Source organism: Colwellia sp. 20A7, assembly GCF_009832865.1.
Taxonomy (GTDB): domain Bacteria; phylum Pseudomonadota; class Gammaproteobacteria; order Enterobacterales; family Alteromonadaceae; genus Colwellia.
Genome location: NZ_CP047130.1, coordinates 2,113,415 through 2,135,701 on the forward strand (window position 1 = coordinate 2,113,415; position 22,287 = coordinate 2,135,701).

General features: G+C 36.8%; 22 protein-coding genes and 1 pseudogene. 15 read left to right on the forward strand and 8 right to left on the reverse strand.

The features are described from left to right. Positions 1-40: 40 nt before the first annotated feature. The 6 genes from cmk (at position 41) to pyrF (ending at position 5,493) form a co-directional block, all read left to right on the forward strand. A complete protein-coding gene (cmk, locus tag GQS55_RS09130; protein WP_159819931.1) occupies positions 41-721 on the forward strand; it encodes a (d)CMP kinase in 681 nt (226 codons plus the stop codon). A gap of 144 nt (positions 722-865) precedes the next feature. Beyond that, positions 866-2,527: a 30S ribosomal protein S1 gene (gene rpsA, locus GQS55_RS09135; protein ID WP_159819933.1), complete on the forward strand. Its 1,662-nt coding sequence runs from the start codon at positions 866-868 to the stop codon at positions 2,525-2,527. A gap of 144 nt (positions 2,528-2,671) precedes the next feature. Beyond that, positions 2,672-2,959 (forward strand): integration host factor subunit beta, encoded by a 288-nt coding sequence (gene ihfB / locus GQS55_RS09140; protein ID WP_159819935.1) that lies wholly within the window; start codon positions 2,672-2,674, stop codon positions 2,957-2,959. Positions 2,960-3,114: 155 nt separating this feature from the next. Next, positions 3,115-3,360, forward strand: a complete 246-nt coding sequence (locus GQS55_RS09145) for a lipopolysaccharide assembly protein LapA domain-containing protein (protein WP_236559807.1) — start codon at positions 3,115-3,117, stop codon at positions 3,358-3,360. A gap of 14 nt (positions 3,361-3,374) precedes the next feature. Beyond that, positions 3,375-4,544, forward strand: coding sequence for a lipopolysaccharide assembly protein LapB (lapB, locus tag GQS55_RS09150; protein ID WP_159819937.1), 1,170 nt, complete (start codon positions 3,375-3,377; stop codon positions 4,542-4,544). A gap of 253 nt (positions 4,545-4,797) precedes the next feature. Then, entirely contained in the window at positions 4,798-5,493 is a 696-nt protein-coding gene (pyrF, locus tag GQS55_RS09155; RefSeq protein ID WP_159819939.1) for an orotidine-5'-phosphate decarboxylase, read from the forward strand. Positions 5,494-5,641: 148 nt separating this feature from the next. Here pyrF and gap read toward each other — a convergent pair whose 3' ends face one another. Further along, positions 5,642-6,649, reverse strand: coding sequence for a type I glyceraldehyde-3-phosphate dehydrogenase (gene gap / locus GQS55_RS09160; RefSeq protein ID WP_159819941.1), 1,008 nt, complete (start codon positions 6,647-6,649; stop codon positions 5,642-5,644). A 355-nt stretch (positions 6,650-7,004) separates the two neighbouring features. On the opposite strand from gap, the gene gndA reads away from it, so the two are divergent. Next, a complete protein-coding gene (gene gndA / locus GQS55_RS09165; RefSeq protein ID WP_159819943.1) occupies positions 7,005-8,534 on the forward strand; it encodes an NADP-dependent phosphogluconate dehydrogenase in 1,530 nt (509 codons plus the stop codon). Positions 8,535-8,590: 56 nt separating this feature from the next. Then, the gene (gene msrB, locus GQS55_RS09170; protein WP_159819945.1) at positions 8,591-8,962 is read left to right on the forward strand and encodes a peptide-methionine (R)-S-oxide reductase MsrB; all 372 of its coding nucleotides are present in this window, start codon (positions 8,591-8,593) and stop codon (positions 8,960-8,962) included. A 281-nt stretch (positions 8,963-9,243) separates the two neighbouring features. Here msrB and tnpA read toward each other — a convergent pair. Beyond that, a pseudogene (gene tnpA, locus GQS55_RS20285) lies at positions 9,244-9,618 on the reverse strand (IS200/IS605 family transposase); the annotation flags it as partial. 58 nt (positions 9,619-9,676) lie between these two features. Between tnpA and GQS55_RS09180 the strand changes: the two are divergent. Beyond that, the gene (locus tag GQS55_RS09180; RefSeq protein ID WP_159819947.1) at positions 9,677-10,903 is read left to right on the forward strand and encodes an RNA-guided endonuclease InsQ/TnpB family protein; all 1,227 of its coding nucleotides are present in this window, start codon (positions 9,677-9,679) and stop codon (positions 10,901-10,903) included. A 386-nt stretch (positions 10,904-11,289) separates the two neighbouring features. Further along, positions 11,290-12,741, forward strand: coding sequence for a glyceraldehyde-3-phosphate dehydrogenase (locus GQS55_RS09185; RefSeq protein ID WP_159819949.1), 1,452 nt, complete (start codon positions 11,290-11,292; stop codon positions 12,739-12,741). Between the two features lie 170 nt (positions 12,742-12,911). Here GQS55_RS09185 and GQS55_RS09190 read toward each other — a convergent pair whose 3' ends face one another. The 6 genes from GQS55_RS09190 to GQS55_RS09215 form a co-directional block, all read right to left on the reverse strand. After that, on the reverse strand, positions 12,912-13,244 hold the full coding sequence (locus GQS55_RS09190) for a TusE/DsrC/DsvC family sulfur relay protein (protein ID WP_159819951.1): 333 nt from the start codon (positions 13,242-13,244) through the stop codon (positions 12,912-12,914). Further along, complete coding sequence (tusB, locus tag GQS55_RS09195; protein ID WP_159819953.1) at positions 13,235-13,576, reverse strand: sulfurtransferase complex subunit TusB; 342 nt, start codon at positions 13,574-13,576, stop codon at positions 13,235-13,237. Before tusB ends, GQS55_RS09190 begins: the two co-directional genes overlap by 10 nt. A 65-nt stretch (positions 13,577-13,641) precedes the next feature. Then, a complete protein-coding gene (gene tusC / locus GQS55_RS09200; RefSeq protein WP_159819955.1) occupies positions 13,642-14,013 on the reverse strand; it encodes a sulfurtransferase complex subunit TusC in 372 nt (123 codons plus the stop codon). Next, on the reverse strand, positions 14,013-14,411 hold the full coding sequence (gene tusD, locus GQS55_RS09205) for a sulfurtransferase complex subunit TusD (RefSeq protein ID WP_236559808.1): 399 nt from the start codon (positions 14,409-14,411) through the stop codon (positions 14,013-14,015). The genes tusC and tusD overlap by 1 nt, the downstream gene beginning before the upstream one ends. A gap of 124 nt (positions 14,412-14,535) precedes the next feature. Continuing rightward, positions 14,536-15,204, reverse strand: a complete 669-nt coding sequence (locus tag GQS55_RS09210) for a Bax inhibitor-1/YccA family protein (RefSeq protein WP_159819957.1) — start codon at positions 15,202-15,204, stop codon at positions 14,536-14,538. Between the two features lie 153 nt (positions 15,205-15,357). Further along, positions 15,358-15,966, reverse strand: coding sequence for a DNA-3-methyladenine glycosylase I (locus tag GQS55_RS09215; protein WP_201294609.1), 609 nt, complete (start codon positions 15,964-15,966; stop codon positions 15,358-15,360). Positions 15,967-16,486: 520 nt separating this feature from the next. Between GQS55_RS09215 and GQS55_RS19995 the strand changes: the two genes are divergently transcribed. The 5 genes from GQS55_RS19995 (at position 16,487) to GQS55_RS09235 (ending at position 22,247) form a co-directional block, all read left to right on the forward strand. After that, positions 16,487-17,143 carry a TonB-dependent receptor plug domain-containing protein gene (locus GQS55_RS19995; RefSeq protein WP_236559809.1) on the forward strand — a complete coding sequence of 219 codons (657 nt, stop codon included), beginning with the start codon at positions 16,487-16,489 and terminating at the stop codon, positions 17,141-17,143. Next, positions 17,130-18,953, forward strand: coding sequence for a TonB-dependent receptor (locus GQS55_RS09220; RefSeq protein ID WP_236559810.1), 1,824 nt, complete (start codon positions 17,130-17,132; stop codon positions 18,951-18,953). Before GQS55_RS19995 ends, GQS55_RS09220 begins: the two co-directional genes overlap by 14 nt. Before the next feature lie 518 nt (positions 18,954-19,471). Beyond that, on the forward strand, positions 19,472-20,203 hold the full coding sequence (locus GQS55_RS09225) for a histidine phosphatase family protein (protein WP_159819959.1): 732 nt from the start codon (positions 19,472-19,474) through the stop codon (positions 20,201-20,203). A gap of 40 nt (positions 20,204-20,243) precedes the next feature. Continuing rightward, positions 20,244-21,011 carry an SDR family oxidoreductase gene (locus GQS55_RS09230; protein WP_159819961.1) on the forward strand — a complete coding sequence of 256 codons (768 nt, stop codon included), beginning with the start codon at positions 20,244-20,246 and terminating at the stop codon, positions 21,009-21,011. 120 nt (positions 21,012-21,131) lie between these two features. Continuing rightward, positions 21,132-22,247, forward strand: a complete 1,116-nt coding sequence (locus GQS55_RS09235; protein ID WP_159819963.1) for an NADH:flavin oxidoreductase — start codon at positions 21,132-21,134, stop codon at positions 22,245-22,247. The last annotated feature ends 40 nt before the right edge of the window (positions 22,248-22,287 follow it).

Sequence of the window (22,287 nt, forward strand, 5' to 3'; positions counted from 1 at the left end):
AGTATAATTCTGCCGATTTTTGACATAAGGAGAAATATGTATGCTGGAAAGCATTCCCGTAATTACTATTGATGGCCCAAGTGGGGCAGGCAAAGGAACTGTTGCCAGAATTGTGGCTGAACAGCTTGGCTGGCACTTACTCGATAGTGGTGCTATCTATCGTGTACTTGCTGTAGCAACCCAACATCATCATGTTAACCTTGATGATGAGGAACATTTGATTCCTATGGCTGCACACCTGGATGTACAATTTGAAATAACGGTCGAAGGCGAAAGTAAAGTTATTTTAGAAGGTGAAGATGTCACTGACACTATTAGAACAGAAGAAATTGGTGCTTTAGCGTCAAAAGTGGCTGCCTTTCCACGTGTTCGTGAAGCTTTACTACGCCGACAGCGTGCATTTAGTGTTGCTCCTGGGCTAGTTGCTGATGGTCGCGATATGGGAACGGTTGTTTTTTCTAAAGCACCAGTGAAAGTATTTTTGACGGCTAGCGCAGAAGAAAGAGCCGAACGCCGATTTAATCAGTTGAAAGAGAAGGGCTTTGATGTTAAAATCGGGCGCCTTTTGGATGACATACGTCAACGAGATGAAAGAGATAGCAACCGAGAAGTAGCTCCTCTTATTCCCGCAGAAGGTGCGTTAATTATTGATTCTACTGGCCTTTCTATACAAGAAGTGGTCAATAAAGTCCTTTCATTTGCGAATGGAAAGTTAACATAAACCCTTATTTTTTTTATTGATGTTGAAAAACTTAATAAAAATAAATTTAACTAAAGCCTACGTCATGGATGTACCGAGGCTAAATTAATAACCCCATGAAACAATGATGTTGACTGGATTAATAACTGAGTTAATAGACAAGTTATGATGGAAAATTTTGCAGAACTTTTTGAAGAAAGTTTAAAAGAAATCGAAACTCGCCCGGGTTCAATTATCCGTGGCACAATCGTTAAAGTAACCAAAGACAACGTAATTGTTGACGCTGGTCTTAAATCTGAGAGTGTAATCTCAATCGACCAATTCAAAAACGCTGCAGGCGAAGTTGAAGCGGTTGTTGGTGATGAAGTGGATGTATCGCTTAAAGCTACAGATGATGGTTTCGGTGAAACTATACTTTCACGTGACGATGCTAAACGTCACGAAGCATGGCAAGTACTTGAAAAAGCTTACGAAGAAAAAGAAACTATTATCGGTGTTATCAACGGTAAAGTTAAAGGTGGTTTCACGGTTGAAGTTAGCAATATTCGCGCTTTTTTACCGGGTTCATTAGTTGACGTACGTCCAGTACGTGACACAGCTCACCTTGAAGGTAAAGATTTAGAATTCAAAGTTATTAAGCTTGATCAAAAGCGTAATAACGTAGTTGTTTCACGTCGTGCTGTTATCGAAGCTGAAGGCAGTGCAGAACGTGATGAATTACTAGAGTCATTAGCGGAAGGCCAAGAAGTTAAAGGTATCGTTAAGAACCTTACTGACTACGGTGCATTCGTAGACTTAGGCGGCATTGACGGCCTACTTCACATCACAGATATGGCTTGGAAACGCGTTAAGCACCCAAGTGAAATTGTAAATGTTGGTGATGAAATTCAAGTTAAAGTATTGAAATTTGACCGTGAGCGCACTCGTGTATCTCTAGGTATGAAGCAGTTAGGCGAAGATCCATGGGTAGCAATTGCTAACCGTTACCCAGAAGGTTCTAAACTTTCTGGTCGCGTAACTAACTTAACTGACTACGGTTGTTTCGTTGAAATCCAAGAAGGCGTTGAAGGTTTAGTTCACGTTTCTGAAATGGATTGGACTAACAAAAACATCCACCCATCTAAAGTTGTTAACTTAGGTGACACAGTTGAAGTTCTAGTACTAGAAATTGACGAAGAACGTCGTCGTATTTCTCTAGGTCTTAAACAGTGTATTGCTAACCCTTGGGAAGAGTTTGCTAAAAACTTCAACAAAGGCGATAAAGTATCAGGTAAGATCAAGTCAATTACTGACTTCGGTATCTTCATTGGTCTTGACGGCGGCATAGATGGTTTAGTTCACTTATCTGATATTTCATGGGCTGGCGGTGAAGAAGCTGTTCGTGATTATAAGAAAGGCGATGAAATCACTGCTATCGTACTTCAAGTTGACCCTGAGCGTGAGCGTATCTCTCTTGGCGTTAAACAAGCTGAAGATGACCCGTTCAACATGTACCTAACTGATAAGAAGAAAGGTACTATTGTTACTGGTAAAGTAACTGAAGTTGACGCTAAAGGCGCTACAATTGAGTTAGCTGAAAGTGTTGAAGGTTACTTACGTGTTAGCGACATTTCTGTAGAACGTATCGAAGATGCATCTACAGTAATTAAAGTTGGTGATGACGTTGAAGCTAAGTTTATGGGTGTGGATCGTAAGAACCGTACTATCAGCTTATCTATCAAAGCAAAAGACCAAGCAGAAGAGCGTGATGCAATGGATAACCTAAACCAAGTTGAAGAAACTGGTTTAAGTGCTATGGCAGCAGCGTTCAAAAACGCTAAAAACTAATATCTTGTAACAAGATACTAATTTTATTTTTTGCACTTTTTATAGATTGTATTACACTATAAAAAGACTAGGTGAGGAGAGTATAATTACTCTCCTCTTATATTAACCTCATTAGCACGATGCTAGATGAATACTGGAGGGTCTATGACCAAATCAGAACTCATTGAAAAACTAGGTGATAAATTAAGTCATTTGTCAGCTAGAGATGTAGAACAATCGATTAAAGAAATCTTAGAATTAATGGCGCAATCTTTATCTAAAGGTGAACGCATTGAAATTAGAGGGTTTGGTAGTTTTTCATTACATTATCGTGCTCCAAGAGTTGGTAGAAACCCAAAAACAGGTGAATCAGTTGAGTTAAGTGGTAAATACGTACCTCACTTTAAACCTGGTAAAGAGTTACGAGAAAGAGTTAATCTTTCAGTAGCTTAATTGTGGTGTTCTTGTAAGCTCATTGCAAAAGAAACAAAAAAATTAGATAATAAACGGTATACTTCAGTATACCGTTTTTTTTTGTTATTTATTTTGTTTTATATTCAAAAGACGGTTATGTAATTTCACCAACAACTTCAAGCGAGATAGTCCACGTGCGAATTTATTTTACTCTTTTATTAGTTCTAATTTTACTCGCTATTGCCTTTGTTTTTGGTAGTCAAAATGAACAAATAATTTCATTAAATTATTTGATTGCTAGAGTCGAGCTTTCTATTGCTGCAGCTGTTAGTTTATTTACCGCGATTGGATTTTTTCTTGGTTTATTAGCGACCATCATATGGCGATTGATCCGCAAAGGTAAAAAATCATTAGCTAAAAACCGCTCAACTGAAATATAGAAATAAGTAATCAAATGATAGAGCTCCTTTTCTTACTACTCCCGGTAGCTATGGCCTATGGCTGGTTTATGGGACGAAATAGCATAAAACAAAAAGATCAAACCATTAAACAAGACTTGTCCATCAAGTATTCTACGGGTTTAAATTACCTATTATCTAATCAAAAAGACAAAGCAATAGATTCACTACTAGACGCATTAAAAGTTGAAGATGATAGTGTTGAAGCACATTTTGCTATGGCTAATCTTTTTCGTAAACGAGGTGAGCTTGATAGAGCATTAAAAGTACATGAGCATTTAGTGCGTCATGGCAACCTACCTACAAAAGATAAACAACAAGCGGTATTTGAATTAGGTAAAGATTTTTTAAGTGCAGGTTTATATGATCGCGCTGAAAAAATGTTTAATAAATTATTAAAATCTCCAGATTACGGCTTAAAGTCATTAACTTATTTATTGCAAATATTTCAATCAACGAAAGATTGGCAGCGTGGTATTGGTCATAAGAAATTAGCCATTAAATTTAATGATAAACGTTTATTGCATACATTAGCTAACTTTTATTGTGAACAAGCAACAACTGCTTTTGAGCAAGATAAGTTTATTGAAGTAATCGAATTACTTGAACAAGCACTTAAGCTTGATCCTAATTCTTGTCGTGCTAATTGGTTAATGGCTAAGATTTATGAAAATCATAAGCAGTGTGAATTAGCGGGCAAATGTTACCAAGATATCTATAAACAGGATAAAGATTTTTTTCCTGATGTTATCGATCAAATGCATCAGTGCTACCTTGATCTTGATGCCAGTGATGAATTTTTTAGTTTTATTAAAAAAGTTTATGATGAAACGGCTAGCTCAAGTGCACTTATTGCTTACTTAAGTCATGTTGAGAAAAAGCATGGTAATAAAAAGGCTAAAGAGTTTTTATTATCAGCACTTAAACGTAGACCGACCATTCGAGGCTTCAAACATCTGGTTAAAATGGAAATGAGCCAAAGTGATGAAGTAGAGAATAAGGCTAGTTTGGATTTGATAAAAGATCTAATCAGTGAATATTTAAAACTTAAACATAGATATAGCTGTCGTAGTTGTGGCTTTAATAGTTCTACCCATTATTGGTCTTGTCCATCATGTCATGAGTGGGAACAACTTAAGCCTGTGCGTGGTCTTGAAGGCGAGTAGTCTTAATCTGCGTTATCATACTTTGCTATTTCGGCGTCATAAGTACTCATTGACTAACGTCAACTCCGTGCTTATTCCTTGAACTAGCTTTGTTTGATTTAGCAGATAAAGCCGACTAATTTAACATTGTTATTATAAGTTTCAAATAACACGTCCTTCCGGTTGTGTCTTAAGCCGGAATCTATAGCTATTAACATAAATTATACCGTAAGAGCGACATTGTCGCGTGAAAGAATTAAGAATAGGAACCCTCATGTTTGATCCAAAAGTTGTTGTCGCTTTAGACTTTGATAAAAAAAACGATGCCTTGTCGTTTGTTGACAGAATATCTCCGACAGATTGCAAGCTTAAAGTTGGCAAAGAAATGTTTACCTATTTTGGTCCTGACTTTGTGAAAACGTTAACAGGGAAGGGCTTTGATGTCTTTCTTGATTTAAAATTTCACGATATTCCTAATACAGTTGCTAAAGCGGTGACTGCTGCCGCAGATCTTGGTGTATGGATGGTTAATGTACATGCTAGTGGCGGTAGTCAAATGATGACAAAAGCAAAACAAGCATTAGATAACTATGGTAATGATTCTCCACTGCTAATTGCTGTCACGGTACTAACCAGTATGAGTGAAAACGATTTACGTGGTTTAGGCATTAATAAAACACCGGCAGAGCAAGTGAACTTTTTAGCTAATCTAACCAAAGAAAGTGGTTTAGACGGTGTTGTTTGTTCAGCAATGGAAGCTGAGCAGCTAAAATTATCGCTTGGCCAAGAGTTTAAGTTGATTACACCAGGTATTCGACCTGCAGGCTCATCTAAAGATGATCAACAACGTATTATGACACCTGAGCAAGCAATCGCAGTTGGTGTTGATTATTTAGTGATAGGACGTCCAATTACACAAGCGGTTGATCCACAATTAGTATTAGAGCAAATAAATGCTTCAATAAGTTAATACAATAAGCGCTATACAATACTTATTGTAATAGGTGGAAATGCATATCAGGACGGGACATAAACAATAAAAAAGGCTAGATGGAATCATCTAGCCTTTTTTGATCTTAAAATTACAAAAGTAATATTAAAAACGTGATTTTGATAATTTATTTTTTATAGTTATGAATATAACTAACTAAATCTAATACTTTATTTGAATAGCCAATTTCATTGTCATACCAAGAAACTACTTTTACAAACGTATCAGTTAACGCAATACCTGCTTTAGCATCGAATACTGAAGTACATACTTCACCAACAAAATCATTAGAAACAACAGCGTCTTCAGTGTAATCTAATACACCTTTTAGTTCGCCTTCTGTTGCTGCAGCTTTCATAGCTTGGCAAATTTCTTCATAAGTCGCAGGGTTATTTAAGTTAACAGTTAAATCAACTACTGAAACATCTGGTGTTGGAACACGAAATGCCATACCTGTTAATTTACCGTTTAACGCTGGAATAACTTTACCAACGGCTTTTGCTGCACCGGTTGATGATGGAATAATATTCTGACCAGCACCACGTCCGCCGCGCCAATCTTTAGCTGAAGGACTATCTACTGTTTTTTGTGTTGCTGTTGTTGCATGCACTGTAGTCATTAAACCATCTTTAATGCCCCAGTTATCGTTTAACACTTTAGCAATTGGCGCTAAACAGTTAGTAGTACAAGAAGCATTAGATACAACATCTTGGCCCGCATATTCACCTAAGTTAACACCACAAACAAACATTGGCGTATCATCTTTAGACGGTGCTGAAAGAACAACTTTTTTAGCGCCAGCTTCAATATGTTTACGTGCTGTTTCGTCTGTTAAGAATAAGCCAGTTGATTCAACTACAACATCAACATCAATTTCATTCCATTTTAAATCGGCTGGATTACGCTCTGCTGTTACACGTACCACTTTATCATTAACGATAAGTTGTCCGTCAACAACATCAACCGTGCCATTAAAACGGCCGTGAGTTGAGTCATACTTCAACATGTATGCCATGTAATCAATATCAATTAAATCATTAATACCAACTACTTCAATATCATCTCTTGCTGCAGCAGCACGAAACACAAAACGACCAATACGGCCAAAACCATTTATACCAACTTTAATTGTCATAGAACTCTCCCGGGAAACTCAATATGTAGTAAAATTACACCATTTTAGGAAAATTTCAAGTTAAAGTTTGCTTATATGGCGTTAAATGTCATTTTAAGTTAATTATTTACATGTTTTTTCTGATAAACCGACATTTATGCTAAAGTATTTTAGCTTATGTGGTTTTATTCGCTATTTTCATGATTTAGCAACAGCTGCATGTTAGAATAAAGCTATTCCGATGTACTTTTTTCTTTTTATTTTTTGATAATAAAGATAATGACCGTTACATCAGTATAACGCTTTTATATAGTTAAATTTAAAAATATAAAGTCAGCACTTCGTGTAGAGCATTAATCTTTAGGAAAATAATTTTATGACACAGGATAAAATTTTGTGTGACATCGGTTTTATTGGCTTAGGTGTTATGGGCAAAAACCTTGTACTGAACCTTGCTGATAATGGTTATAATATCGCAGCTTTTGATTTGTCAGCCGAAAAAGTTCAAGGCGTTATTGAGCAAGATAAAAAGGAAAACACAACGGGTTTACCCCGTGTTTATGGATGTTCATCCTATACTGAATTATTAGCTCAATTAAAAGCACCTCATCTTATTGTGTTGAGTGTCCCTGCTGGCTCACCTGTTGATCAAGTTTGTGAGAGTTTAATTGGTGCAGGGGTTCAGCCAGACGATATTGTTATTGATACAGGAAATAGCCTTTGGGTTGATACTGTTGCTCGAGAACAAAAATATAAAAATAACTTTCTATTATTTTCTTCTGCTGTTTCAGGAGGAGAAGTTGGTGCACGTTTTGGACCTTCATTAATGCCAAGTGGTTCACCTTATGCTTGGACTCGGGTCAAGCCTATTTGGGAAGCCATCTCAGCTAAAGTTGATGCAAATACAGGAAAGCCTATTGAACGGACTAAACCTGGACAAGTTATCACTGAAGGTGAACCTTGTGCCACTTATATTGGGCCTGCTGGAGCAGGACATTATGTGAAAATGGTGCACAATGGAATCGAATATGCTGACATGCAAATTATTTGTGAAGCCTATCATATTCTCAAATCTGGTCTTGGTTTGTCTTCTGATGAAATAGCTGACATTTTTGAAAAGTGGAATAGTGGCTTGCTTGACAGTTACTTGATGGAAATTAGTGTTGAAGTTCTCCGACATAAATCGGTTGATACAGGCACTACACTTATCGATCTTATCCTCGATAAAGCAGGACAAAAAGGCACAGGGCTTTGGACTGCCATGAGTAGTTTGGAAGTAGGGTGCCCGGCACCTACTATTGCCCAAGCAGTTTATGCTCGTTCAATTTCGTCTTTTAAAGAGTTAAGAGTTAAGGCTTCTACAATATTAAGTGGCCCTGGCGAGGTAAGCTTATCAAATCAAGAAAAACAAGATTATATTGTTCAACTTCATGATGCTATTTACTGCGCTAAAATGTGTGCATACGCACAAGGTTTTCAATTAATGAAGTTAGCGGCGAAGGAACATGGTTGGACACTGGATTTTGCTAGTATTGCTAAGATTTGGCGAGCAGGTTGTATTATTAGAGCTACATTTTTACAATCAATTGTTCAAGCCTATGCAAGAGATGAAAATTTAGATAATTTATTATTAGATAGCTTTTTTGCTGAGCAATTGAACGCACGTCAGTCTAATTGGCGTAAAGCAATTTGTGGTGCAACCATGTTTGGTATACCAAATGGTGCACTCTCATCTGCATTATCATATTATGATTCTATACGTAGCGAAATGCTGCCAGCAAACTTGTTGCAAGGGCAACGAGACTTTTTTGGTGCGCATACTTTTGAACGTCTTGATAAAGCGGACGGTAAAAAATATCATGTTGAATGGTCTACTGCAGAGCGTAAAACTGTTGTTGTAGAATAGCTATTAAGCACTGAAACTCATATTAATAAGGCTTGTAGCCCTTAGGAGAAATATTGATGAACGATCATTATAAAGAAAAACTAAGTGAAGATGCTTATAAAGTTTGCCGGTTAGCTGCGACAGAACAGCCATTTTCGGGAATTTATAATGATCATTGGCTACCAGGCACATACCTGTGTGCTTGTTGCGATAAACCTTTATTTAATAGTGACAGTAAATTCAATGCTGGTTGTGGTTGGCCTAGCTTTTCTTCTTCCATTGAAGGTAATGTTGCTTACTTTGAAGATGAAACTCATAATATGAGCCGTACAGAAATCCAATGTAAGGATTGTCAGTCACACCTTGGTCATGTATTTGACGACGGACCTATGCCAACCGGCAAAAGATATTGTGTGAATTCGCTCAGTTTAACTTTTAAAAACAATTAAGCATTACTATCTCTCAGCATATAATTATCTCTACCATTTTACTGTTAATGGCTGCGAACAAAATGACTCACATCTTGGTGAGTCATTTATACAATCACTTTGTGTCACAACCTTAAATTACCATTCCTTATAGCAAATAATTTAACGGTTCCCATCGCCTAAAGGAAATCGTTTACTACAATGCCTATCAAAGAAAACAACGTATAATATTATTTATCGAAATATAACGAGAAAACCCCGTGATCCGAGCGGAGCGAAAGTCGCGGGGATGAATCGTTAAGTTATCCTTGCTCTTGAATGTATTTTCGAATTGTATCAGCAGAAGCGTTGCCGACTGAACAGACAAAATATCCGTCAGACCAAAACGTTTTTTCAACCCAAAAATGCTTTTTAAGATCAGGGTACCGACTCCAGACCATCTTATTGGTTTGTTGTTTGATTCTTCTCACATGCTGCCCAATAGAATATTTTGGAGAAACACACAAAAGTACATGGACATGATCTTTGTCTACTTCAATTTCCTCAACCGTAAAATCAGAGCACTCCGAAATACTGAGGATAGGTTCTTTAACAAACCTCCCTTTTTCACCTGTAAGTAGCTGTTTACGATATTTAACCACGAGTATTAGGTGTAGTGCAATTAGGTACTTGCAATGTGAACTTGATTGAAATTACATTTGACAAACTCGTTTTATACAGTAGTCTATACAGTATATGAAGAAAACGCTCAGATACAATTATCGGCTCAAACCGACAGCAGCACAGGAAGCTAAGTTCGTTGAGTTTGGCTCATATGCGCGTGGGTTGTGGAATTTGTTGCTGTCTGAGAATATGCGTCGCTACCGCTACGATAAAACGTTTTTGTTTTACAACGAAATGGCGAGGTTAATTCGTGAACTGAAAAAGTTCGACGAATTCGCTTGGTTAAAAGCCTTTGACTCTGCGGCATCACAACAAGTAGCACGCGATCTTGATTTAGCTTTAAAGAACTCGTTCGCAAAAGGCAGAGTTCAACGATTCCCGACTTTCAAGGTGAGTTTTAAGCAGAAGAAACGGCACGACGATAGTTTTCGGTGTGTGAATAACTCCAACTGTGTCCGTATTGAAAAAGGCGCTATTAGTCTTCCAAAAGTAGGTAAGGTTCCGTTGATTTTACATCGGGATTTAGCTAGTAAGATTAAAACGGCTACGATTCAATTTAAGCACGGTAAATGGTATATTTCACTGACTCAGGAAGTCGAGTGTAAAAGTGCAAAGCAAGTGTTATCAACGCTTGTAGGTTATGATATCAACAGTCAGTATACGGTTGTTGGTTCAAATGGTTGGTATGTTAAAAACCCAAAAGCTTTTAAAAAGGCATCGGTAAAACTAAAGCAAATTCAAGTCCAACTGAGTCGCCGGAAGAAGGGCTCTATACGCTGGCAAAAAACCAAAGCACGCTTAAATAAACTTCACGGAAAAATCTCTCGGCAACGCTTAGCGTTCGCTCACGAAGTATCATGTTCGATAGCCAAGACCAGTGATATCATCGTGTTTGAGGATTTAAACGTAAAGGGAATGCAGCAGTTCAACGGTCAAATGGTGAATGATAATGTGATGGGTATGATCACAGGCTTGGCCAAGTATAAGGCAGAATTAAATGGTGCTGTTTACCATGAAATAGGTCGATTTGTGAAATCATCGGGGATCTGTCATGAATGCAAACACGAGCATAAGTTCGATTTAAGCGTACGAGAATTTTCCTGTGAAAGCTGCGGATTAGTGCAGTGCAGAGATTTAGCAGCCGCTAAGTCTGTTGCCGATACGGGCGAAAAAGATTTAATGGCGACTGGGATAGTTGTCAGGGCATTGCCCAAATTTCAGCAGAAATCACCTTCTAAAACGAAAGTCTTTGAGCAGTCAAAGTTTGGTGTGGAAACTGAGAAAAAAGAAGCAGCCTAGTCATCAAAAACTAGATTGCAGAAGCCCCATGATCCGAGCGAAGCGAAAGTCGCGGGGTAGTTCACAGAATAACGAAGATAAACGAATAAAATAACGCGTTGATAAATATTGTCTATTCTAAGGGGTGACCTATAAATTTTAATTGTATATCAATAATATTGATCTATTACCTTAAAATCAGGCTAGGTAATAACGAATTAATAGCGTTGTAATAATTGTAGTTTTTCTCATTAAATTATTATGTAACCTATAGAGAAATATTACGTCTTGCATTACAATATGCCAAAATTAAATATCCACCTTAGTCTAGTTTTTTATTTTTTTAATTAGGCTAAGATTATTATATTAAACTTTCGCTCAATCACTTGAAATATAAGGCTTAACTAATGACGTCTCATCTTGAGGAAGAATATCAGATCAGCTGGCAAGAACGCCAAACTTTCGCAGAAAATATGCAACCAATCATTGGTCAGCTATTTAGAAATAAAGGAATTGAAATATCTGTTTATGGTAGACCGTTATTAAATGCTTCACCTATTGATATCATTAAAGCGCATAAATCAGTTGCTTTACATGAAGAAAGTAAATTACGCCTACGTGAAAGTTTTCCATTTGTTGAAGCGTTAAGCAAAATGTCATTAGCACCTGCACGTATTGATGTAGGTAAATTGGCATACCGTTACTTATTCAAAGATAAGTCTAATGGCTTGTCTATTGAGAAATATTTAGAAAAAGAATTAGAAACAGTCAATACGACAAATAATGTAGACCAAGGGCAAGATGTTGTTTTATATGGTTTTGGACGTATTGGTAGACTTCTTGCTCGTTTGTTAATTGAACAAACTGGTCCTAATGCTAAATTAAATCTTCGCGCTATTGTTTTACGTCCAAGTAAAGGCGGAGATGATTTAGAAAAACGTGCAAGTTTATTACGTAGAGACTCTGTGCATGGTGCATTCAATGGTAGCATTACTATTGATAAAGAAAATAATGTAATTAAAGCCAATGGTGCTTTTATTAAAGTTATTTATGCAAATTCACCTTCAGAAGTAAATTACATTGAGCATGGTATTAACAATGCCCTTGTTGTTGATAACACCGGTATCTGGACTGACGAAGATGGCTTAAGTCAACATCTACAGTCTAAAGGTGTTGCAAAGGTTTTATTAACAGCACCTGCGAAAGGCGATATTAAAAATATCGTTTATGGTGTTAACCAAAGCATGATTTTACCGGAAGATAAAATTGTTTCTGCTGCAAGTTGTACAACGAATGCGATTACTCCTGTTCTTAAAGCATTAAATGATGAATTTGGTATTCGTAACGGTCATGTTGAAACTATTCACTCTTATACTAATGATCAAAACTTAATTGATAATTATCATAAAGCGCCTCGTCGTGGTCGCAGTGCACCACTCAACATGGTTATCAGCACTACAGGTGCAGCAAAAGCAGTTGCAAAAGCACTACCTGAACTTGCAGGTTTGTTAACGGGTAATGCTATTCGTGTTCCTACGCCAAATGTCTCTATGGCCATCATGAATTTAAATCTGAAAAAAGAGACTGATAAAGATAGTTTGAACAACTATTTACGTGAGATGTCATTAGAATCAGACTTACAAAATCAAATTGATTACACTGCTTCAAATGAAATTGTTTCAACAGACTTGGTGGGCTCGCGCTATGCTGGTGTTGTAGACTCACAAGCAACAATTGTTGATGGTGATCGCGCGGTTTTATACGTATGGTATGACAATGAGTTTGGTTATAGCTGTCAGGTAGTACGTGTTATGTTAGAAATGGCAGGTATTACAATACCAACTTTACCAGTAAACTAATAATATAATTAACTGAACAAGTTATACCTTGAAACGCCTTCATTAAATTGTAGGCGTTTTTTATGCTTAAAATTTATTGGATTGTTTTGTTATACCTGTTTCATTAATTAAGTGAACAATTTTATACATAGAAAAAATTGCCAAATACAAGGCACTTTATCTTCGCATCACTATAAACAACGCTTAGGTTTAGGTAAACCTGCATATTTGGTCGCTTGTTTGGCTGGCCCGTCTGGAAATAAACGAAAAAGATAACGGCTATTGGCTTTATCTTCACCGAACTCAGCTTTCATTGCTTTTGTTAAGGCTCTCATTGCTGGAGAAGTGTTATAGGTTAAATAAAACTGACGAACAAAATTGATTATTTCCCAATGCTCAGCTGTTAATACAAAACTATCTTGATCTGCCATTACTTGCGCTAAATCGGCTTGCCATTGGGTATAATCTAACAGATAACCTTGTTTATCTGTGTCAATTTGTGCGCCTTTAAAGTCTATTGCCATGTTATTACTCTGTCATTTTCAAAAGTCAGTGAAACTAAATCTGCCATCTCAATTTGTGTGAAAACCGCTTCATTGATCTTAATTGCACGAGCATTAGCATGCTGTGCTATCACGTTGAGCTTTATGTTAATTGGGTTTTCAATGTTATCAGTTAAATTATTATTTGAATTATCGATTAAGTTATCGATTAAATTATCCGTTAAATGATGGTGTAAGTTATAGCAGCCATCATCAATAAAAACGATCACATCGTTATCACCAAGCACTTGCAAACATTGTGAATAATCATTGGTAGTAAAGGCACTTTGACGAACAATATGTAGTGTAGTCATAAACGTAATTCCTTGGCGCTTATCCGTAAATTAGTAAAAATATAAAGGAGTTCAAACTAAAAACACTAAAACCTTAAAATGGTATTATGCGATGTTAATTTATGCGCAAAATCGCGTTGATTTAATACCTGTACTGCCTCAATATGAAAAGTAGCAGGTAAATTACGCTCTTCTAACGAGCTTTGGCATACATAAATATCTTCAATATCGTAAAACTCAAAAGCTGAAAACGTTTTAAGGTAATCCTTAACTGAAATAGCAGAGCCATCTTGCCCTTGTACTAGTTGCCAAACGCCATCTCCTTGAAAGAATAATGAAACGGGTTGTTCAAAAGAGCCAAAAACCAAGGCAATATCTACAGAATCCTTCCCTGCGGTATCACTATAAGGTGCTTTACTATTAAGTATCGCTAGTGTTTTTAATGGGTTGTTACTCATTACAACTGCACCATCCTATCTGCTTTTGTTGAAAGTTCAACTAACTCTCCTAGGCCTGAAACAGTAAAAATTGAGTGTATAGATTCAGTATTTTCATCACTCATTCCACGTTTTTCTGCTGCTGTAATACACAAATGTAAGGGGAGGTTATAGGTTTGTTGTAATCGCTGCCAATGTTGTATCGCTTGAAATTCATCACTGGCTATTTGAATGCCCTTATTCGCATGCATAACACCGTTTTGGTAAAAGAAAACACCTACAAGCTCAATACCACTTTGAAGAGCAGTTTCAATATAATCAAGCGCTGTAACGCTTAAATTACTATAAGGGGAGGTGGTGACAAGAACGGCAAGTTTCTTCACGGTTACATCTCTATTTTGTGTATTAATAAGCGTCATCTGTTATACCAATGAAAAACTTTACATGTTAGGCATAAAAAAGCCCCGCGATTGCGAGGCTTGGTATTATAACGTTTTTTTTTGAGACTAAAAGCTAATTAGCTTAAGCTGATATACAGCTTTATTAGTCATCGCCACCGAATACACCTAGAAGGTGAAGAAGGTGAACAAAAATATTATAAATATTTAAGTATAATGAAACAGTTGCTCTAATATAATTACGTTCGCCACCGTTAATAATACGGCTAGTATCAAACAAAATTAAACCAGACATAATCATGATAACACCAGCACTAATAGCTAATGATAACGCTGGAATTTGGAAAAACATATTAGCAATCATTGCAACAAATACAACAATCAAGCCTGTCATCAAAAAACCACCCATAAATGAGAAGTCTTTTTTACTTGTTAATGCGTATCCAGATAAAGCGAAAAATATTAATGCTGTACCACCAAGCGCTTGCATGATCATTGCTGGACCACCAGGCATAGCTGCATAGCCATTAAGCATTGGCCCTAATGATGCACCCATTAAACCAGTGAAAGCAAAAATCCAGTAAATACCACTGGCAGAATCGGCTTTTTTATTAACAACAAACATTAAACCAAAAGCAACTAACATCATCACAAGTGCTGCCATGTGTGACAGGTTAATTGCCATTGAAACGCCAGCAGTCACGGCACTAAATGCTAGTGTCATAGATAAAAGCATATAAGTATTTTTTAATACTTTGTTAATTTCAATCGCTGAGCTTTTACTCGCGGTTTGAAAATTCATATTAGTTTGCATAAAACTTCCTTTAAGGTTTAATTATAATAACTTTAAATCTTTTACATGTTATAACTAAGATAAGGGCGTTTATATAAAGTTCAAGTATTTTTTCTTAACATTAACTAACGACCTTCTGACATATTATGACATGGTGATTTTTAAATAGCTAGTTTAGCACTGCTGATATTTATCAATAATTTGTTTCCGTTTGTAACATGTTAAACTGTGGTCATTAACCATGCCACATGCTTGCATATGAGCATAACAAATAGTTGAACCAACAAACTTAAACCCACGCTTTTTCAAATCCTTACTCCAAGCATCCGACTCAGTACTTGTGGCGGGATAATCGTTCAACGTTTTATATTCTTTAACAATCGTTTTGTTATCGACAAAGCCCCACATATAATTACTAAAGCTACCAAACTCTTGCTGAATTTTAATAAATAGTTGTGCATTGTTGATCGCCGCGTTAATTTTGCCGCGATGACGAATAATTTCAGGGTTCAGTAATAATTGCTCAACTTTATCCTGATCATATTGTGCAACAATATTCACATCAAAGTTTGCAAACGCATCGCGGTAGCCATTTCTACGTTTTAATATTGTGTACCAACTTAAACCGGCTTGTGCAGATTCAAGGCACAGAAATTCAAACAATTTCTGATCATTATAAACAGGCACTCCCCACTCTTCGTCATGATAAGCAACATAATCGGGCTTGGATGTATCTAGCCACGGACAACGGCATTGCAATAACGTTTTTTGTTTATCTTCCACTGAAACCTCTTTTCTATATTTAAATTAACTTTCTTAAATTAGTTTTATTAAATTCATTAGTCACTCATATTCTTCTCATTGCACACTGTGAGTAATTGACTAAATTTACCTGTCAAAGCTGTTTCTACCACAATGGGTCACCTTAAATATATCACCTTGAAATTTGCATTATATTTAAGCGCAGGTCCCTATATTTATAGATATTGTCATAATAATTAATTCATCATTTAATTTTATATTTTTCGCTATTCTTAGTATGCATAGTTAGTTATTAGAACTATTCATTTGTTTAATTTAATAGCTAGACCTAGCATGGTTAATAGTACAAAAATTGTGCTTGAGGAGTCATTAACCTTATGTTGATGATGACAATAAATGGTAACAACAATAAGTACGGCTTAGCCAACAGCTGCTGAAATGTACTTTATACAATAATTCATGTTCAAACAAAGTATTTGAATGGGATCATATTTAGTGAATACGTATTTTTTAGTATTTATAGCAAAATCGGGGATTCAAGATGAGAGATATATCAACAACAAGAACAACAAAATATTTTAAACGTACATTACTTGTTTCAGCAATATTGAGTGCTATCAACCTGAGTGCCGTTAGTGCTCAGGAAACTAATCAAACTGTTGAGGATGATGATAAAGATGTAGAAAGAATAATGGTCACCGCATCTAAACGACTTAGAGGCTTACAAGAATCTCCTGTAGCCATAACCGTTGTAAGTGGCCTCGCTGTTGATCAAGCAAAAGTTTTAGATATGAACGATTTACAAACGCTTGTACCAACCTTACGTGTAACCCCTTTACAACGTTCTATAAATACTAACTTTGCCATTCGAGGCTTTGGTAATGGTACTAATAATACCGGTATTGAACCATCAGTAGGTATTTTTATTGATGGTGTTTATCGATCTAGAGCTGCCGCTCAAATTGGTGATTTACCACGATTACAGCAAATAGAAGTACTAAGTGGTCCCCAGAGTACGTTATTTGGAAAGAATGCATCTGCCGGGGTTATTAATGTTAGAACTATGGAGCCAGCACATACACTTGAAGGCAACATAGAATTAGGTGCCGGTAATTTTAATCAAAAACTTGTTAAAGGTTATATTACTAATGGTATTACGGAAGAGTTAGCTTTCAGTTTATCTGGTGGTTTTCAATAAACGTGATGGTTACACCGATAGTGTCGTTGGGCTAAATAAAATTAATAATCGTGACCGCTGGAATATTCGTGGCCAAGCATTATATGAACCTACCTCAGATGTAACCTTACGTTTTATTGCTGATTATAGTGAAATAGATGAAGCTTGTTGTACTGCAGCAGATGTTATTAATGGACCTACAACAGCAGCTGTTCGAGCATTAGGTGGTGTCGTATTAGATGACAATGACCCATTTTCTTATAAATCATCACTTAATATAGACCCTGATAATACAGTGCAAGATAGTGGTGTTTCAGTACAACTTGATATTGACTTTGATGGTTTTTCTTTTACCTCAATCAGTGCACTACGTAGTAATGATTCAGATTTTTTAAATGATGTAGATTATACCTCGCTAGATATATTACGTGAAGGCGGGCACACTAAAATTGATACTATTACCCAAGAGCTACGTTTGACTTCAACAGGAAAGCAAACTTTAGAATGGATGGTAGGTGCCTATATATTTCAAGAAGAAGTAATCACTGGGGATACGCTATATTACGGAGATGATATTCGAACTTTTTTTGATGCTTTGATGACCGCTGGTGGTGCCGATGGTTTATTAGCAGGTGTTGAACAAGTTTACGGGCTTGAACAAGGCTCGTTTTTCTCAAATGAATCTTTTGTAAACTCTGAATTTACCCAAGATAATGACGCTTATTCATTATTCGCTAATTTTGATTATCATATAACGGAAGATTTTACGGCTATTTTCGGTGTTAGTTACACGAAAGATGAAAAAACCATAACAGTTGAACAGATCAATAAAGATGTATTGTCTGGCCTTGATATAGACACTGAATTAACAGCGTTTGGTGTACCATTATCACTTATTCCAACACTTGCTCCAGCCATCCCTATTTTAAATAGCATTCAATTGTTACCACCCATGCCGAGTTTGCCTAACGACGTTGAACAGAGTAAATCTGAAGATAGTAAAACAACTTGGTCAATGCGCTTAGCCTATGAGGTAAACGATAACTTTAATGTTTTTGCATCAGCAGCTACTGGCTTTAAAGCATCATCATGGAATCTCGGACGAAATAGTAATCCGTTCCTTGCAGATCAAGCAGCAATGGAAAGTGCAGGTATTGCACTTGCTAATCAAACCTACGGTGGTCGTTTTGCTTCTCCTGAAGAAGCAAAAGTTTATGAATTAGGTCTGAAAGCGAGATTTAAAAAAGGGGCATTTAACGTAACCTTATTCGACCAAACAATTGAAGGATTTCAGTCATCTATATTTATTGGTACTGGCTACGTATTGGCAAATGCCGGTAAACAAAGTACGCAAGGGGTGGAGTTTGATTCAGTTTACAACCCAACTGAAAACTGGTCGTTCACGTTAGCCGGTACTTTTCTTGATCCCGTTTATGATTCATTTGTTGGAGCAACAGGGATAGATGGTCCTATTGATTTATCAGGTGAAAAGCCAGCAGGTATTCATGAACGTAGCATAACAGCCGGCATTACTTACAGTTATGAATTAGAAAATGGTGCGTATGGTTATGTTAGAACTGATTACATCTATGAAAGTGAAGTTTATCTTGCTGAAAATGTGCCAGACTCGTTAACGCGAGAAGTTGGTACGTTGAACGCGACAGCAGGGCTAAGCTTTAATAATGGGCTTAATCTTCAGCTTTGGGTACGTAACCTAAATAATGATGAGTACTTACATTCAGCATTCCCACCACCGATTCAGGCGGGTAGTTATAATGCTTACCCGAGTCAACCACGTATGTATGGTGCCTCTGTTTCTTATGAATTTTAAACAAAAGGATTAATACATAACTCACGTTTAACTACCCGATCAAACTCAAATCGATTTTATTTTCGAGCAGAGCTGATTATCAACGTAAATTAAAGCAGCCTTGTAATATTTTATTGCAAGGCTGTTTATCATTTCATTGTTACATCTTCAGAGTTATACCAATCTCACTAGCTATGTGATCATTTCTACGTATAAAATTGTTCACTTAATTAATGAAACCGGTATCATTTAAATAAACCTATATAATTCAATGCTTTATATTTGTACCTTCTAAAGTCTCATTACTTAACACTTCTACTTTTACCTAAGAAGCTAAATTCATATTGAGAATAGTAGGTTATAAGAACTATTCATTTGTTTAATCATTCGATTGGGCATAGCATGAGTTATTCGCGTTAATCCAATGCTTAATTAACTTGGTTAACAGTTTAACTATATTGGTGGTAATAAATAAAATGATAAAAATAATAAGCGTTATCCCAGTGCAACACCCAACCTTGATAATAGCAGCGTAACTTATGTCTGCTATCTATCTTATTCGCCATGGGCAGGCTTCATTCGGCAAAGCTGATTATGATCAACTGTCTGATAAAGGTTGTCAGCAATCTGAATTACTTGGTCAATATTGGCAAACGCTTAAGACACCGAATAAGCCAGGGAAAATGTTTTCAGGCGCATTATTACGTCATGAACAAACACTTGAAAATTTTTTAAAAGGTTATCAAGGCGAGGTTTCATCTACAGTACTGCACTCTGGCTTCGATGAATTTAATCATGTTGATATGTTGTCGCGGTACGATGCCCAATGGAAAAATTATGCAAAGATGGCCGCGTTAGTTAGTAAAAAATCAGAAGCAAATAAAGTGTTCCAAAAAGAATTTTCTTTAGCGCTTAACCGTTGGGTAAGTGGCAAATATGATGGTGATTATATGGAAAGTTGGTCGCAGTTTAAAAAGCGTTGTATCACTGCATTACAAGACGTGATTAACCAAGAACTCGATGCTAAGAAAGAGTTCAGTAACATAACGCCATCAAATAACATTTGTATTTTTACTTCTGGCGGCACCATCTCAGTGTTGGTTCAACATATTTTAGGCTTATCTGATCAGAATACGTTATCAATCAATCAACAATTGCGAAATACCAGTGTTACAAAGCTACTCTTTACCAAAGGTAGCCTAAGCATTGATTACTTGAATAATTATGGTCATTTAACCCAAGTGGGTCATGACTGGGAAACCTTTAGATAAAGGTAGTTAACAAAATAAAATTTTAAAGAGGAATTTAGATATGAGTACTAATTTGTTCGACTTAACAGGAAAAGTTGCTTTAGTTACCGGTGCAAGTCGAGGTATTGGCGAGCATATAGCAAAGTTACTCGCAGAAAATGGCGCTCATGTCATTGTATCGAGCCGTAAAATAGACGGTTGCCAGGCGGTCGTTGACCAAATCATTGCTGCCGGTGGAAGTGCCCAAGCAATTGCTTGCCATATTGGTGAAATGGAACAAATAGAAAGTATATTTGAGCAAATATCAGCCGAGCACGGAAAACTAGATATATTAGTAAATAATGCCGCTGCAAACCCTTATTTTGGCCATGTATTAGATACAGACCTGTTAGCTTTCCAAAAAACGGTTGACGTTAATATCCGTGGCTACTTTTTTATGTCTACTATTGGCGCTAAATTGATGAAAGAAAATGGTGGCGGGGCGATTGTTAATGTTGCCTCAATCAACGGAATAATTCCTGGCGACTATCAAGGTATCTACTCTATTACCAAGGCAGCGGTTATTTCTATGACAAAAACGTTCGCTAAGGAATGTGCACAATTCAATATTCGTGTTAATGCCTTATTACCTGGTGGTACGGATACTAAATTCGCTTCAACCTTAGTAAACAATCCAAAAATATTAGAACAACTGATGCATCACGTGCCAATGAAACGCGTTGCACAGCCAGAAGAAATGGCCGGTACGGTACTGTATTTAGTTTCTAATGCCTCTAGTTACACCACCGGTACGGCAATAAATGTTGATGGCGGTTATTTGATTGGATAAATAGAAGCACATAAATAAGCCGTACGTTTTGTCTATCTGTGTACGGTGTAAATTTAAACAATATCAAGTTAGCAACCGTGTTAACAATAAATAATTAGCAAATGAATGTTAGGAAATAAAATGAGCAACAACAACGCAGCAAAACTATTTAAGTCATTTTCATCAGGAACCTTAAACTTAAAAAATCGCACCGTGATGGCGCCCATGACACGTACGTTTTCACCTAACTATATTCCAACGGATGACGTAGCAAAATATTATCGCCGCAGAGCAGAAGGCAATGTTGGTTTAATTATTACCGAGGGAACGTTTATTTCTCATAAAGCCGCAAACGGCTATGAACGTGTGCCAGCAATTTTTGGTGATGAGGCTTTAGCGGGTTGGAAACACGTGGTTGACGAAGTTCATGCTGCAGGCGGAAAAATAGCACCACAACTTTGGCATGTAGGTTCGGTACGTAAAGAAGGTATTGGTCCAGATAAAGAAGTTCCGGGCTATAGCCCATCAGGTTTATATAAACCGGGCGCACCAAACGGTGTTGCTATGAGTAAAGCAGATATCGATGATGTTGTTGCTTCATTTGCCCAAGCCGCTGCAGACGCGAAAGCTATTGGTTTCGATGCTATCGAAGTACATGGTGCACACGGTTACTTGGTTGATCAATTCTTTTGGGAAGGCACTAACCAACGTAACGATGAATACGGTGGTTCATTAGAGAACAGAACTCGTTTTGGCGTTGAAATAGTCAAGGCTATTCGTGAAAAAGTAGGTAAAGACTTTCCAATTATCTTTAGATTTTCACAATGGAAGCAACAAGATTACAACGCCAAACTTTGTCAAACGCCTGAAGAGTTAGCAACATTTTTAACCTTATTAAGTGATGCTGGCGTTGATATTTTCCACGCAAGTACTCGACGTTTTTGGCTACCTGAATTTGAAGGCTCAGATCTTAACCTTGCCGGTTGGACAAAAAAATTAATCAATAAACCTGTCATTACCGTGGGCAGTGTTGGTTTAGACAGTGACTTTACCGGTGAAGGCAGTGTTGATCTTGCTGGCACGTCAAACCCAACGGGAATCGAAGGGTTATTAACGCGTTTAAATAATGATGAGTTTGATTTAGTCGCTATTGGTCGTGCCTTGTTGGTTGATCCTGAGTGGGTAAATAAAATTGAACATAATAAAGAAGACGAAATCGCACCGTTTAATAAAGAAGCATTAATGAAATTAAGTTAGTACCTTAATTTGATATTAGTTAATCACTTACATAACTTTA

Bases quoted from the DNA above. Each gene is read 5' to 3' on its own strand.
- cmk (WP_159819931.1), top strand. From the start codon at position 41: ATGCTGGAAAGCATTCCCGTAATTACTATTGATGGCCCAAGTGGGGCA.
- rpsA (WP_159819933.1), top strand. From the start codon at position 866: ATGATGGAAAATTTTGCAGAACTTTTTGAAGAAAGTTTAAAAGAAATC.
- ihfB (WP_159819935.1), top strand. From the start codon at position 2,672: ATGACCAAATCAGAACTCATTGAAAAACTAGGTGATAAATTAAGTCAT.
- lapB (WP_159819937.1), top strand. From the start codon at position 3,375: ATGATAGAGCTCCTTTTCTTACTACTCCCGGTAGCTATGGCCTATGGC.
- pyrF (WP_159819939.1), top strand. From the start codon at position 4,798: ATGTTTGATCCAAAAGTTGTTGTCGCTTTAGACTTTGATAAAAAAAAC.
- gap (WP_159819941.1), bottom strand. From the start codon at position 6,649: ATGACAATTAAAGTTGGTATAAATGGTTTTGGCCGTATTGGTCGTTTT.
- gndA (WP_159819943.1), top strand. From the start codon at position 7,005: ATGACACAGGATAAAATTTTGTGTGACATCGGTTTTATTGGCTTAGGT.
- msrB (WP_159819945.1), top strand. From the start codon at position 8,591: ATGAACGATCATTATAAAGAAAAACTAAGTGAAGATGCTTATAAAGTT.
- GQS55_RS09180 (WP_159819947.1), top strand. From the start codon at position 9,677: ATGAAGAAAACGCTCAGATACAATTATCGGCTCAAACCGACAGCAGCA.
- GQS55_RS09185 (WP_159819949.1), top strand. From the start codon at position 11,290: ATGACGTCTCATCTTGAGGAAGAATATCAGATCAGCTGGCAAGAACGC.
- GQS55_RS09190 (WP_159819951.1), bottom strand. From the start codon at position 13,244: ATGGCAATAGACTTTAAAGGCGCACAAATTGACACAGATAAACAAGGT.
- tusB (WP_159819953.1), bottom strand. From the start codon at position 13,576: ATGACTACACTACATATTGTTCGTCAAAGTGCCTTTACTACCAATGAT.
- tusC (WP_159819955.1), bottom strand. From the start codon at position 14,013: ATGAGTAACAACCCATTAAAAACACTAGCGATACTTAATAGTAAAGCA.
- tusD (WP_236559808.1), bottom strand. From the start codon at position 14,411: ATGACGCTTATTAATACACAAAATAGAGATGTAACCGTGAAGAAACTT.
- GQS55_RS09210 (WP_159819957.1), bottom strand. From the start codon at position 15,204: ATGCAAACTAATATGAATTTTCAAACCGCGAGTAAAAGCTCAGCGATT.
- GQS55_RS19995 (WP_236559809.1), top strand. From the start codon at position 16,487: ATGAGAGATATATCAACAACAAGAACAACAAAATATTTTAAACGTACA.
- GQS55_RS09225 (WP_159819959.1), top strand. From the start codon at position 19,472: ATGTCTGCTATCTATCTTATTCGCCATGGGCAGGCTTCATTCGGCAAA.
- GQS55_RS09230 (WP_159819961.1), top strand. From the start codon at position 20,244: ATGAGTACTAATTTGTTCGACTTAACAGGAAAAGTTGCTTTAGTTACC.
- GQS55_RS09235 (WP_159819963.1), top strand. From the start codon at position 21,132: ATGAGCAACAACAACGCAGCAAAACTATTTAAGTCATTTTCATCAGGA.